Consider the following 14,017-nt stretch of genomic DNA (forward strand, 5'->3'; position numbering starts at 1 on the left):
TCTCAATAATATTATATCACACAGGAGACCAAGGCATGACACCAGAGCAGGTAAAAGAAAAACTAGAGGGCGTTAAGTGGATCAATAAAGAAATAGAAGGCTTATATTTGGAGCTTGCAGCTTTAGAAAGTGGTATTATCAAAAAGCAAGAACTGAGCACTACTAGAGTACAAACAAGCAGGGTAAATACAGCAGAGAATAACCTTATAAGCGTTCTAAAACTAAAAGAGGACACTTTACAGAGAATTGAGCGACTTACTGAAGAGAGAATGGAAATATCTAGGCTGATCGATAAGCTGGCCAATCCGCTTGAGCGTTCTGTTCTCAGGCTGTTCTACTTGAATATTCTTGACGCTTGGCAAGTTGCTGAGGAAATAGGTGTATCTACAGCCTCGGTATATCGAGTAAGGCAAAAAGCCATAGAACACTTAGCAAATGTGGGGTAATAGGTGAGCACAAAAAAACGCCTAGAACAATCTAAGCGCTAAAGAGTAGTGGACGGTGTGCCTGTCCCGTCATCTCATACTATGAAGTTGCGTAGCGACACTATCATCTCTACCTCACTTCTCTTTAGACTAATTATACCACAAAGGAGCGAACTAATGGAGCTGGATAAGTTTAAAACGATGATGAAAGTGAGAGAGCGGATGACTTACTTTCTACGTTTCCAGAGAATGGCAGGAAGTGAAAACCAAGTTACAATAGATGAAGAGGCTTGGAAACTTGTCTTACCTGACCAGTGGAATTTGACTAGCAAGCATGAAAAGGCAATCTGTGAGGGGTTGGAAATATTCGCCCATGACATCAACAGCATAGAGAACAAGCGAGCCAGAAAATACTTTATTATCCATTATTGCTATATGAGAAAGAAAACTATGAGCGAATGCGTAGAAATGGCAGGTACTAGCTCCACTAGCTACCACCGATATAAACAGATAGCCGTCTTAAACTTTGCGAGAATCCACCAGAACGGAGAGCTAGAAGCATATAAGTAGGCGTCGGTGGTGTTTTGTTGAGAAATGTTGAGATTTAAGTGAGGGGGGATGACATGATTGAAGATTTTTTTGATTGATTTGGAGAATATCCAATTAGAGGATATGGAGATAGATTTAAACATGGATATAGACATCGATTTAAACATAGATTTTGACCTTGATGGTTTAGATTTAACCTTACCACAAGAGTTAGAAGCATAAATGTTGGCAAATGTAGGCGTAGGCTTCATATTCGCCCCCTATTTTGCTTTGTTTCGTACTGGACAACTAAAACACCATGGATAAACTAGAAGCCCTCAGAAACGAATCTGGGGGCTTTTGTGAGGTTATGAAAAACAAGTGTAAAAATACGTGTTATATGTTGACAAGTGTTTTAAACAAGTGTATAATATAATTAAAGATACGGAAAGGAGAAATCGATGACCGAAAGAGAACTAAAGAAACTTGCTAAGAAAAAAGGGTTTATCAAAACAGCTTTTGGTAAAGGTTCGCATGAAGTTTGGAAGCATCCAGACGGAAGAACGGTAACGATACCTAAACCAAAAGAAAACGACTATAGACCTGGAACACTTGGCAAGATTTTGAAAGTACTGGAAGGGGAGTAAAAAACTCCCTCCCCTATATTGGGGCGGTCATTGGTTATTATCAGATTATGAAATACACCTACTTGGCACTATTTGAAGTGGATAAAGAAAACGGCGGTTATACAATCACATTCCCCGATTTTCAAGGAGCAATTAGCGAGGCTGACACCTTAAACGAGGCAATTTATAACGCCCGTGAGGTGCTAGAAATCTATACAATCATGTTTGAAGATGAAGGTAAAGAATTCCCAGAACCTTCTAGTTTTAAGGCTTTGGCTAGTCAACTTGGCAGTGATGAGGATATTCTGCAAGCTATCTCAGTAGATACGGAACTAGTTAGAGAGCGCGAACGTTCTAAGGTTGTCAATAAAACTGTAACCCTCCCTAGTTGGTTGGTTGAAGTTGGTAAAGAAAATAAAATCAATTTCAGTCAGCTGCTACAAAAAGCAATCAGGGAAGAATTACAGGTATAACGTCATAAAGTACGTACTTCATGGTATAATATACCTATCAGCGATAAAAAAAGCACGTTTGACCGTGCTAGTTTCTTGCCTGCTGAACTCGTCAAATCTTAGCCCTTTTGTGGGGCTTTTTTTGCTCCCCTTTTTGCGTACTTTGGGGGAGCAAGTAGTAAAAAGTAATATTAGTATTTTTTGTTTAAAAGCGCGTGATATAAGGGTTAGGGAGCCCTAAGGAAACATAAAATAAGAAGTTTTTTATTATACTACAAAATCGGCCTTTTGGGTAATAGAATCTCACTTTTTTTGGTATAATGGTAAGCAATAATGGACTAGAAAGAACAAAGATGCAAGATAAAATTGTCATTCATGGGGCGCGTGCCCATAATTTAAAAAATATTGATGTGGAGATTCCGCGAGACAAGTTGGTTGTCGTGACTGGCTTGTCAGGTTCAGGGAAGTCCAGTCTGGCTTTTGATACCCTCTATGCGGAGGGACAACGTCGCTATGTAGAGAGTTTGTCCGCCTACGCTCGTCAGTTCTTGGGAAATATGGAAAAACCAGATGTAGATGCTATTGATGGTCTCAGCCCAGCTATTTCCATCGACCAGAAAACGACTAGCAAAAACCCTCGTTCGACGGTGGGAACAACGACTGAAATCAATGACTATCTACGTCTTCTCTACGCACGTGTGGGGACGCCTTACTGTATCAAGGGGCATGGAGCTATCAAGGCTTCTTCGGTGGAGCAAATCGTTGATAAGGTTTTGGAGTTACCTGAACGCCAGCGCTTGCAGATTTTGGCCCCTGTCATCCGCAAGAAAAAAGGTCAACATAAGAGTGTTATCGAGAAGGTTCAGAAAGATGGGTATGTCCGTGTCCGTGTGGATGGGGAAGTCTATGATGTGACCGAAGTGCCAGACTTGTCCAAGAGCAAGCAACACAATATCGATGTCGTGGTTGACCGTATTGTCATCAAGGAGGGCATTCGTAGTCGTCTCTTTGATTCCATTGAGGCTGCCCTTCGTATCGCAGAAGGCTATGTCATTATCGACACTATGGACGATTCGGAGTTGCTCTTCTCTGAGCATTATGCCTGCCCAGTTTGTGGATTTACTGTTCCAGAGTTAGAGCCACGTCTCTTCTCCTTCAATGCTCCTTTTGGCTCTTGTAGTGAGTGTGACGGTTTGGGCATCAAGTTGGAGGTGGATACTGATTTGGTAGTGCCAGACGCCAGCAAGACCTTACGTGAGGGAGCGCTAGCACCTTGGAATCCTATCTCATCCAACTACTATCCAAACATGCTAGAGCAGGCTATGACGACCTTTGGAGTGGATATGGATAAGCCTTTTGAGGACTTGTCAGAAGAAGATAAAAACTTGATTCTATACGGCTCAGATGGCAAGGAATTCCATTTCCACTATGAGAATGAATTTGGTGGCGTGCGCGATATCGACATTCCGTTTGAGGGAGTTATCAATAATATCAAACGTCGTTACCATGAAACCAATAGCGATTACACTCGCACTCAGATGCGTCTCTACATGAATGAGCTGACCTGCGGAACCTGTCAAGGCTATCGTCTCAATGACCAGGCCTTGTCTGTCCGTGTGGGCGGCCAGCAAGGGCCACATATTGGAGAAATCTCAGACCTGTCTATCGCTGACCACTTGGACTTGGTGAGCCAGCTGACCTTGTCTGAAAATGAAGCCATCATTGCTCGTCCCATTCTCAAGGAAATCAAGGATCGTTTGACCTTCCTTAATAATGTGGGTCTTAACTATCTGACTCTGTCACGTTCAGCAGGAACTCTTTCAGGTGGGGAAAGCCAGCGTATTCGCTTGGCAACCCAGATTGGTTCTAACCTATCAGGCGTCCTCTATATATTGGATGAGCCGTCAATCGGTCTCCACCAGAGGGATAATGACCGTCTCATTGCCAGTCTCAAAAAGATGCGTGACTTGGGCAATACTCTCATCGTGGTGGAACACGACGAAGATACCATGCGTGAGGCTGATTATCTGATTGACGTTGGTCCCGGTGCCGGTGTTTTTGGTGGGGAGATTGTTGCCGCAGGTACGCCCAAACAGGTGGCTCGCAACAGTAAGTCTATCACAGGCCAGTACTTGTCAGGCAAACGTGCCATTCCAGTACCAGAAGAGCGACGTGTCGGAAATGGTCGTTTTATCGAAGTGACAGGAGCGCGAGAGAACAACTTGCAAAATGTTACTGCTCGCTTCCCACTAGGAAAATTCATCGCAGTGACAGGGGTGTCGGGCTCAGGCAAGTCTACCTTGATCAACAGCATCCTCAAAAAAGCCATTGCCCAGAAGCTCAACCGTAATTCAGACAAGCCTGGTAAATTTAAGACTATTACAGGGATTGAGCATGTAGACCGATTGATTGACATTGACCAGAGCCCTATCGGACGAACGCCAAGGTCTAACCCTGCTACCTATACAGGAGTTTTTGACGATATACGTGACCTTTTTGCCCAGACAAACGAAGCCAAGATTCGAGGCTACAAGAAGGGTCGTTTCAGTTTCAACGTCAAGGGTGGTCGCTGTGAAGCCTGTTCAGGCGATGGGATCATCAAGATTGAGATGCACTTCTTGCCAGATGTTTATGTGGCTTGTGAAGTTTGCCACGGAACCCGTTACAACAGTGAAACCCTAGAAGTCCACTACAAGGAAAAAAATATCTCGCAGGTCTTGGATATGACCGTCAACGATGCGGTAGAATTCTTCCAACACATTCCAAAGATTCAGCGCAAACTTCAGACCATCAAGGATGTGGGACTGGGATATGTGACGCTAGGGCAACCAGCTACCACCCTTTCTGGAGGAGAAGCCCAGCGTATGAAGTTGGCTAGTGAACTTCACAAACGATCGACAGGAAAATCTTTCTATATTCTGGATGAGCCGACGACAGGTCTTCATACCGAGGATATTGCTCGCTTGCTTAAGGTTTTAGCTCGCTTTGTAGACGACGGTAATACAGTCCTTGTTATTGAGCACAATCTGGATGTTATTAAGACTGCAGACCATATTATTGACTTGGGACCTGAGGGCGGTGTCGGTGGTGGAACCATCATCGCAACAGGAACTCCAGAAGAAGTAGCGACCAATGAAGCCAGCTACACAGGACAGTATTTGAAAGGAAAGTTACATCATGAATAAACGTGTACAAGCATTTCTAGCTAAAATGCAAGAAAAAGAACTAGATGGTATCATCATCAATAACCTTAAAAACGTCTATTACCTGACTGGTTTTTGGGGCTCAAACGGAACAGTCTTTATCAGCCGTGACCGTCAGGTCTTGGTGACAGACTCTCGCTATATCATTGCAGCCAAGCAAGAAACCAGTGGTTTTGAGATTGTGGCTGACCGTGATGAATTGGCTGTCATTACAGGAATTGTTAAGGACATGGGCTTATCTCGAATCGGTTTTGAAGATGAGATTTCAGTCTCTTATTATCATCGTATGCAGGCCGCCTTTGAAGGAATTGACTTGCTTCCACAAACTCAGTTTGTCGAAGGTCTTCGAATGATTAAGGATGAAGCGGAGATTGCAGCTATTCGTAAGGCTTGTTCTATCTCAGACCAAGCTTTCCGCGATGCGCTTGACTTTATCAAACCAGGAAAGACAGAGATTGAAATAGCCAACTTCCTTGACTTCCGTATGCGTGAGTTGGGAGCATCTGGCTTATCTTTTGACACTATCCTAGCTAGCGGTATCAACTCTTCCAAACCCCATGCCCATCCTATGCACAAACCAGTGGAGCTAGGAGAAGCTATTACCATGGACTTCGGTTGCCTCTACGACCACTATGTCAGTGATATGACACGGACTATCTATCTGGGGCATGTCAGCGACGAGCAAGCAGAGATTTACAATACAGTTCTAAAAGCTAACCAAGCCTTGATTGAACAGGCTAAGGCTGGCTTAGGTTTCCGTGACTTTGACAAAATTCCTCGTGATATTATCATCGAGGCAGGCTATGGTGACTACTTTACCCACGGTATCGGACACGGTATTGGACTGGATATCCATGAAGAGCCTTACTTTAGCCAAACTTCTACAGAAACTATTAAGGCAGGTATGGCCTTGACCGATGAACCAGGTATCTATATCGAAGGCAAATATGGCGTTCGTATCGAGGATGATATCCTGATTACAGAGACAGGTTGTGAATTATTGACCCTAGCTCCAAAAGAGTTGATAGTCATTTAGTTGTTTGTCAAGAAAAAAGTACGAAAATGACGAAAAAAGTCAAAAAAAATTAAAAATAGGTCGCAAGTCGGATGTTTTTTATGGTATAATAGACTAAACTGATAGTAACATGTAGCGAAAGGGGTAGGTACATGATTAAAATTTATACAGTCTCAAGTTGTACTAGCTGTAAAAAAGCAAAAACCTGGCTTAATGCCCACCAGTTAAGTTATAAAGAACAAAACCTTGGTAAAGAAGGAATTACGCGAGAAGAATTACTGGATATTCTAACCAAAACAGATAACGGAATAGCCAGTATCGTCTCATCTAAAAATCGCTATGCCAAAGCCCTTGGAGTGGATATTGAAGATTTGAGTGTTAACGAAGTCCTCAATCTGATTATGGAAACACCTAGAATTTTAAAGAGCCCAATCCTTGTAGATGAAAAACGCCTGCAAGTTGGCTATAAGGAAGACGATATTCGTGCCTTCCTACCACGCTCTGTCCGTAATGTAGAAAATGCAGAAGCACGTTTGCGTGCAGCTCTATAAACATCAAGGCTGGGAGCAATTCCCAGTCTTATTCTATTTTAATTTCAAAAAGAAAGAAGAAAGAAATGAAAAAAATAGTTCTTGTTAGTCTAGCTTTCCTTTTTGTCCTGGTTGGTTGCGGACAGAAAAAAGAAACTGGACCAGCTACAAAAACAGAAAAAGATACGCTTCAGTCGGCATTGCCAGTTATTGAAAATGCTGAGAAGAATACAGTTGTAACCAAGACTTTGGTCTTGCCCAAGTCAGATGATGGTAGCCAGCAGACCCAAACCATTACTTACAAAGACAAGATTTTTTTGAGTCTAACTATCCAACAAAAGCGTCCAGTCTCAGATGAGCTGAAGACCTACATTGACCAACATGGAGTGGAGGAAACTCAAAAAGCTCTTCTCGAGGCGGAAGAGAAAGACGACTCCATCATAGAAGCTCGTAAATTAGCAGGATTTAAGCTTGAAACAAAACTATTGAGTGCAACAGAACTTCAAACAACGACTGGTTTTGATTTTCAAGTTTTGGATGTCAAGAAGGCTTCTCAGTTAGAATATTTGAAGAATATTGGCTTAGAAAATCTTTTGAAGAATGAACCAAGCAAATATATTTCAGACAGATTGGCAAATGGTGCGACAGAACAATAGAAAATCCAAATAAATAAACTGCCTGAATTGTAGAACGTAAGGAATTATGCTATAATGGTACTATTCTAAGGAAAGAGGGTGTTAGAATGGGATTTACTGAAGAAACAGTACGTTTTAAATTGGACGATTCCAATAAAAAAGAAATTAGCGAAACTTTGACTGATGTCTATGCTTCGTTGAACGATAAGGGCTACAACCCAATTAACCAAATTGTAGGTTACGTATTGAGTGGAGACCCTGCCTACGTTCCTCGTTATAATAATGCACGAAATCAAATCCGTAAGTATGAGCGTGATGAAATCGTTGAGGAATTGGTTCGCTACTACCTTAAAGGACAAGGAGTCGATCTGTAACCTATGAGAATTATGGGATTGGACGTCGGTTCAAAAACGGTAGGGGTGGCTATTAGCGACCCGCTCGGTTTTACAGCTCAAGGGCTTGAAATCATCCAAATCAATGAGGAGCAAGGCCAATTTGGTTTTGACCGCGTTAAGGAGCTGGTTGATACTTACAAGGTGGAACGATTTGTAGTGGGCCTGCCTAAAAACATGAACAATACAAGCGGACCGCGCGTAGAAGCTAGTCAAGCCTACGGAGCAAAGCTAGAAGAGTTTTTTGGTTTACCAGTAGACTATCAGGATGAACGCTTGACAACAGTGGCTGCTGAGCGTATGTTGATTGAACAAGCAGATATCAGTCGCAATAAGCGCAAGAAAGTCATTGATAAGTTAGCAGCTCAGCTGATTTTACAAAATTATTTAGATAGAAAATTTTAATATAAAGGAGAGGATATGTCACACGATCATAACCACGACCACGAAGAACGTGAACTAATCACACTAGTAGATGAGCAAGGAAATGAAACCTTGTTTGAAATCCTTTTGACAATTGATGGAAAAGAAGAATTTGGTAAAAACTATGTTCTTCTAGTACCAGTTAACGCAGAAGAAGACGAAGACGGACAAGTTGAAATCCAAGCTTACTCATTCATCGAAAACGAAGATGGAACAGAAGGCGAATTGCAACCAATCCCAGAAGACTCAGAAGACGAATGGAACATGATTGAAGAAGTCTTTAATAGTTTTATGGAGGAGTGATACAGTCTGGGAGACTGTATCAGCCCAACTCCCAGAAATGGGGAAGAGTTGGAACGTCCTGTGGATGTTTTATCCCAAGTTAATATTCATAGTTGTTAGTGATTAGCTAACCAGGTGAGAGGTCGGGACGAAAATCCTGACCTCATTTTTTGTTATCTACGGAATTTTGCTAGATAATTGATTAGACTTTTGTCAAGGAGATGTGTATGTTTGAAGTAGGAGAATGGCTTTATAGTCGGATTGGTTTGAATTTTCGATCAGGTTTAGGCCGAATACAGCAAGCGGTGGATTTGTTAGGGAATCCAGAGAAGTCTTATCCTATTATCCATGTAACAGGGACTAATGGGAAAGGATCTACCATTGCTTTTATGAGGGAGTTATTTATGGGGCATGGCAAAAAAGTCGCGACCTTTACCTCCCCTCATATCGTCTCTATCAATGATCGAATCTGCATTAATGGGCAATCTATAGCAGACACAGACTTTATCCGTTTGGCTGAGCAGGTCAAGGAGATGGAGAAAACGCTTCTGCAAACCCATGATCAGTTGTCCTTTTTTGAACTGCTGACCTTGATTGCTTTTCTTTATTTTAGAGAGCAAGAAGTGGATTTGGTTTTACTAGAAGTGGGAATTGGCGGCTTACTTGACACGACCAATGTGGTAACTGGAGAGCTTGCTGTTATCACCTCCATTGGGCTTGACCATCAGGAAACCTTGGGTGATAGTCTGGAAGCAATCGCAGAGCAGAAAGCTGGTATTTTCAAGGCTGGTAAGAAGGCAGTGATTGCGAAATTGCCTCCAGAAGCTAGGCTTGTCTGTCAGAAAAAAGCAGACTCTTTAGCTGTTGATCTTTATCAGGCAGGTCAAGATTTTTCAATGCTGAATGGTAATTTTTCAAGCTCTTTACTAAATCTTTCACAGCTGAACATAGGCTTAGAAGGAGCTTATCAGCAGGAAAATGCGGCCTTGGCGTTGCAAGCATTTCTTCTCTTTATGGGAGAAGGAAAGGAAGTTGTTGATGAGCAGGTTGTAAGACAGGCTTTGGAGAAGACCCATTGGGCTGGGCGTTTGGAGCGTATTCGCCCTCAGATTTACTTGGATGGTGCTCATAACCTCCCTGCCTTGACTCGCTTGGTTGAGTTTATCAAAGAAAAAGAGCAGGAAGCCTATCGTCCTCAAATCCTCTTTGGGTCCTTGAAACGGAAGGATTATCAAGGGATGTTAGGTTATCTGACTGAGAATTTGCCTCAGGTGGAACTCAAGGTAACTGGCTTTGATTATCAGGGAGCTTTGGACGAAAGGGATGTGACAGGTTACGATATAGTTTCTTCTTACCGAGAATTTATCAGCGATTTTGAAGAAAGAACAGATGCTCAGGATTTGTTATTCATTACAGGGTCTCTCTATTTTATCTCAGAAGTACGGGGCTACCTGCTGGGGCATGAACAGATAAATTGACCACCTTTTTTGAACTTGTTATACTAGGGGAATTGCTGGTTAGAGAAAATTTCTCTAAATTGGTAGTAGAAAGGAAATCCATCATGAAATTAAAAAGATTCACACTTTCTCTTGCTTCTCTAGCAAGTCTTAGTCTCGTAGTAGCTTGTTCACAAAGAGCTCAACAGATTCAACAACCAGCAGCTCAAGCACAAATATAACAAACTCAGCAATCACAACCTGCTGCTTCATCGTCTACAGAAAATACAAACCAGGTAGCAACAAGTTCTTCATAAAATGCACCTGAGGCTCAACCGACTGATATTGATGGGACTTATACAGGCCAAGATGACGGAGACCGTATTACTTTAGTGGTCACTGGAACGACTGGTACATGGACTGAGCTCGAATCTGACGGGGATCAGAAAGTCAAACAGGTCACATTTGATGCAGCAAATCAACGCATGATTATTGGTGATGATGTCAAAATTTACACTGTAAACGGTAATCAAATCATCGTAGATGATATGGATAGAGACCCATCGGACCAAATCGTTTTAACTAAATAAGACTATGCAAGTAGGAAGGGCTGGATTTTTCAGCCTTTTTACTTTTACCTAGAAAATAATCATAAATACTTGCCTTCTATCGAATACCTGGGTTATACTAGTATCAATTACTTGTTTTTAGCATTCAAAATATCAAGGAGGGGATATGAAATATAGAAAATTTCAATTATTGATGTCCAAGTATGGCTTTAGTCTTTCGATTATGCTACTTGAACTTTGTCTTGTTTTTGGTATCTTTCTTTATTTAGGACGCATGGCTCCCATTTTATGGATTACTGTCCTCATTCTACTGAGTATCATCACAATCATTTCGATAGTCAACCGTAATACGACTCCTGAGAATAAGGTAACCTGGTTGTTAGTAGCCTTTGTGCCAGTATTTGGCCCCTTGCTCTATCTGATGTTTGGTGAGAGGCGATTGTCCAAAAAAGAAATCAAACAACTGAAGAAGCTAGGCTCCATGCATTTCCAAGAAGCAAATAGCCAGCTACTAAAAGAGGAATTAAAAGAAAGTGACAAGGCGGCATATGGTGTCATCAAGTCCTTATTGAGTATGGATACCAATGCTGATGTCTATGATCAAACTGCCTCTACATTTTTTTCTAACGGAGAAGCTATGTGGAAAAAGATGGTAGAAGATCTCAAAAAGGCTGAGAAATTTATCTTCTTGGAATATTACATTATAGAAGAAGGTTTGATGTGGAATCGTATTTTAGAAATCTTGGAGCAAAAAGTTGCTCAAGGCATTGAAGTTAAACTGCTCTATGACGATATTGGCTGTATGGCTACTTTAACAGGAGATTATGCACATCGACTTCGTCAGCTGGGCATCGAGGCCCATAAATTCAATAAAGTTATTCCTCGTTTGACAGTGGCCTATAATAACAGAGATCATAGAAAAATATTGATTATTGATGGTCAGATAGCTTATACAGGAGGCATTAACTTAGCCGATGAGTACATTAACCATGTCGAGAGATTTGGTTATTGGAAGGATAGTGGAATTCGCTTAGACGGACTAGCAGTAAAAGCCCTAACACGCTTGTTTTTAACCACTTGGTACATCAATCGAGGAGAGATTAGTGATTTTGATCAATATCATTTAGAAAATCATTCTATCCCAAGTGACGGTTTAACCATTCCATACGGAAGTGGACCCAAGCCAATTTTTCGAACGCAGGTAGGGAAAAAGGTTTATCAGAGTTTGATCAATCAAGCAACGGAATCGGTCTATATTACGACACCTTATTTGATCATAGACTATGATTTAACGGAGACAATCAAAAATGCTGCTATGAGAGGGGTCGATGTTCGGATTGTCACCCCTTACATACCAGATAAGAAGTTCATTCAGTTAGTCACAAGAGGCGCTTATCCAGACCTTCTTTCTGCTGGTGTTCGAATTTATGAGTATAGTCCAGGTTTTATTCATAGTAAGCAGATGTTGGTAGACGAAGATTTTGCGGTGGTGGGGACAATCAATCTCGACTACCGGAGCTTGGTACACCATTATGAAAATGCAGTCTTACTCTATAAAACTCCTTCTATAATGGAAATAGCCCGAGATTTTCAAAATATATTTGCAGATTCTCAGGAAGTTTATCCCCATTCTATCAAAACGAGCTGGTATCAAAAACTTGTAAAAGAAATCGCCCAGTTATTCGCTCCAATCTTATAAGAAGTCTAGGACTGAGGACACAAACCAGTCCTCTTTTTCTTGCTTTTTACGAATAGAAAGATATAGGGAGGGACGATGCTGACTCAGAAAGAATTGGATTATATCCTGACATTCAAACAGACACATTTACACCGTTTTCGGGAAATTGAAACCTTTGTGAAACTATGTAAAAAATCACTTAAACAGCCATCGTAAGCTGACAATCCTAGGACTTTTTGATATACTAAGACAGATAAATTGAATAGGAGAAACGATATGAGTGTGTATGGTAGAGTAGAAGAAGTTCATCAGGAGAATCGTGAACCTCTAGAATACCAAATCAAACAAGAATTGCATCATCGTGAATCAAGTCGTCTTCCTTTGGTGAAAATTTTACTATGGAGTACGCTTGTAACAGGAATAACTCTAGGAGTACCGCTATTACTCGATTTAATGAGTGCACAGGAAGTGCAGGATTTTTATGCAGGTTGGGCGCTTCATCAGACAGGGAAGATTTACAGCGACTATTATGGAAGTCAAGGTTTGCTTTATTATTTGCTGACTTACGTGACTCAGGGCGGATTTTTCTTTGCCATCTTTGAGTGGTTAGCCTTGGTAGCAGGAGGATTTTTCCTTTTTAGATCAGCGGACACCTTGACAGAGCAAGGAGAGCAAGCTGGACAAGTGGTGACTATTTTTTACATGCTAGTTACAGGTCTTGCTTTTGGTGGAGGATATGCGACTCTTTTAGCGCTTCCCTTCTTATTCGCGGCCTTTAGTTTAGTTGCGGCTTACCTAAGCAATCCAAGCCATGATAAGGGCTTTGTACGGATTGGGCTGGCTTTGGCAGGCGGATTTTTCTTTGCTCCCTTGTCATCGCTCCTGTTTCTTGCTGTAGTGAGTTTAGGCTTGTTGGTCTTTAACCTTGGGCATAGACGCTTTGCGCATGGGTTTTATCAGTTTCTTGCAGTGGCTTTAGGTTTTTCACTTGTCTTTTATCCAACTGCCTACTATAGTGTTGCAACAGGAAGTTTTGGGGATGCCATTAGTGGTATTCGTTATCCTATTGACAGTATTCGCTTTGATTTCACTTCTAAAATTTTAGAGAATATAGCTTTTTATGGCTTGTTGTCCCTTGGTTTGGGATTTGTGGTTTGTATCTTTTTAGGTCTCTTTCAATCCAAACCCTCTAAACTATATGTCATCTCAGTGCCTGCGAGTCTTGTGACAATTTTAGGTTTGATTTTGCTTTTCTTTTCACAAGAGCCTCTGCACGCTTCTTATTTGATGGTCGTCTTCCCTGTTTTCCTACTTTTATTGGTAACCAATATTAAGAGTCAACAGAGGGGGCGTAGTGTTAGACGAAGACGAAGAGAAACGCCAGTTAGTCTATGGAGTCGTTTCTTCAAAGGAAATCTATATCTGCCAGTTTTAGGGCTTGTCTATCTCTTGACTGTTCCCTTTTTGATGAGGTTTGTCCTTTATCCGGTACCTTATCAAGAACGTAATCGTCTTGCTGATTTGGTAAAAGAGGAGACAAATACGGAAGATGCTATCTATGCATGGGATGATACTGCGACTCTTTATCGTAAGAGTGAGCGCTTGTCGCCATCGGCGATTTTGTCTCCCGTGCACTATACAGCAACTGAGGAAAATCGGAATAAGCTACTCAATGACTTGAAAGAAAAACAACCTAAGGTGATTGTGGTAAATGACAAGGTGCCAGTCTGGTCTGAAGTAGAAACAATCTTGAAAGAAAATTACCAACAAGTAAAGACTGATTACTCAGAGTTTAAAGTCTATAAAATCAAATAACAAAATCA

Annotated in this window: 15 protein-coding genes and 1 pseudogene; all 16 read left to right on the forward strand. The window is 41.5% G+C overall.

The annotated features are described in order from the left end of the window. The first annotated feature begins 35 nt into the window (after positions 1 to 35). The 16 genes and pseudogenes from HT688_RS00680 to HT688_RS00750 all read left to right on the forward strand — a co-directional run bounded on the left by HT688_RS00680 (position 36) and on the right by HT688_RS00750 (position 14,009). Complete coding sequence (locus HT688_RS00680; protein WP_050222802.1) at positions 36 to 446, forward strand: DUF1492 domain-containing protein; 411 nt, start codon at positions 36 to 38, stop codon at positions 444 to 446. A 156-nt stretch (positions 447 to 602) separates the two neighbouring features. Further along, positions 603 to 995 carry a transcriptional regulator gene (locus HT688_RS00685; RefSeq protein ID WP_050222803.1) on the forward strand — a complete coding sequence of 131 codons (393 nt, stop codon included), beginning with the start codon at positions 603 to 605 and terminating at the stop codon, positions 993 to 995. Between the two features lie 69 nt (positions 996 to 1,064). After that, complete coding sequence (locus HT688_RS11975) at positions 1,065 to 1,196, forward strand: hypothetical protein (RefSeq protein WP_258953688.1); 132 nt, start codon at positions 1,065 to 1,067, stop codon at positions 1,194 to 1,196. A gap of 218 nt (positions 1,197 to 1,414) precedes the next feature. After that, positions 1,415 to 1,600: a type II toxin-antitoxin system HicA family toxin gene (locus HT688_RS00690; protein WP_023935892.1), complete on the forward strand. Its 186-nt coding sequence runs from the start codon at positions 1,415 to 1,417 to the stop codon at positions 1,598 to 1,600. A gap of 47 nt (positions 1,601 to 1,647) precedes the next feature. After that, positions 1,648 to 2,052: a type II toxin-antitoxin system HicB family antitoxin gene (locus HT688_RS00695; RefSeq protein WP_050222804.1), complete on the forward strand. Its 405-nt coding sequence runs from the start codon at positions 1,648 to 1,650 to the stop codon at positions 2,050 to 2,052. Between the two features lie 332 nt (positions 2,053 to 2,384). Continuing rightward, the gene (gene uvrA, locus HT688_RS00700) at positions 2,385 to 5,216 is read left to right on the forward strand and encodes an excinuclease ABC subunit UvrA (protein WP_050222805.1); all 2,832 of its coding nucleotides are present in this window, start codon (positions 2,385 to 2,387) and stop codon (positions 5,214 to 5,216) included. After that, positions 5,209 to 6,270, forward strand: coding sequence for a M24 family metallopeptidase (locus HT688_RS00705; RefSeq protein WP_001042863.1), 1,062 nt, complete (start codon positions 5,209 to 5,211; stop codon positions 6,268 to 6,270). The genes uvrA and HT688_RS00705 overlap by 8 nt, the downstream gene beginning before the upstream one ends. 131 nt (positions 6,271 to 6,401) lie before the next feature. Beyond that, positions 6,402 to 6,800 carry a transcriptional regulator Spx gene (spx, locus tag HT688_RS00710; RefSeq protein ID WP_000591165.1) on the forward strand — a complete coding sequence of 133 codons (399 nt, stop codon included), beginning with the start codon at positions 6,402 to 6,404 and terminating at the stop codon, positions 6,798 to 6,800. 65 nt (positions 6,801 to 6,865) lie between these two features. After that, complete coding sequence (locus HT688_RS00715; RefSeq protein ID WP_000725131.1) at positions 6,866 to 7,435, forward strand: SP0191 family lipoprotein; 570 nt, start codon at positions 6,866 to 6,868, stop codon at positions 7,433 to 7,435. 86 nt (positions 7,436 to 7,521) lie between these two features. Further along, entirely contained in the window at positions 7,522 to 7,788 is a 267-nt protein-coding gene (locus HT688_RS00720; protein WP_000507059.1) for an IreB family regulatory phosphoprotein, read from the forward strand. A gap of 3 nt (positions 7,789 to 7,791) precedes the next feature. Next, positions 7,792 to 8,211, forward strand: a complete 420-nt coding sequence (gene ruvX, locus HT688_RS00725; protein WP_001808830.1) for a Holliday junction resolvase RuvX — start codon at positions 7,792 to 7,794, stop codon at positions 8,209 to 8,211. Between the two features lie 15 nt (positions 8,212 to 8,226). Further along, positions 8,227 to 8,532, forward strand: a complete 306-nt coding sequence (locus HT688_RS00730; RefSeq protein ID WP_000017620.1) for a DUF1292 domain-containing protein — start codon at positions 8,227 to 8,229, stop codon at positions 8,530 to 8,532. A 206-nt stretch (positions 8,533 to 8,738) separates the two neighbouring features. Beyond that, complete coding sequence (locus tag HT688_RS00735) at positions 8,739 to 9,989, forward strand: folylpolyglutamate synthase/dihydrofolate synthase family protein (RefSeq protein ID WP_000464364.1); 1,251 nt, start codon at positions 8,739 to 8,741, stop codon at positions 9,987 to 9,989. An 83-nt stretch (positions 9,990 to 10,072) separates the two neighbouring features. Further along, positions 10,073 to 10,537 (forward strand): annotated as a pseudogene (locus HT688_RS00740) (SP_0198 family lipoprotein). 145 nt (positions 10,538 to 10,682) lie between these two features. Continuing rightward, a complete protein-coding gene (cls, locus tag HT688_RS00745; protein ID WP_000877323.1) occupies positions 10,683 to 12,215 on the forward strand; it encodes a cardiolipin synthase in 1,533 nt (510 codons plus the stop codon). 255 nt (positions 12,216 to 12,470) lie between these two features. Further along, positions 12,471 to 14,009: a glycosyltransferase family protein gene (locus tag HT688_RS00750; protein ID WP_050207603.1), complete on the forward strand. Its 1,539-nt coding sequence runs from the start codon at positions 12,471 to 12,473 to the stop codon at positions 14,007 to 14,009. Positions 14,010 to 14,017 lie beyond the last annotated feature (8 nt).

Origin of the sequence: Streptococcus sp. 1559, from assembly GCF_013276735.1 — a bacterium.
In the GTDB taxonomy this organism is placed as follows: Bacteria; Bacillota; Bacilli; order Lactobacillales; family Streptococcaceae; genus Streptococcus; species Streptococcus pseudopneumoniae.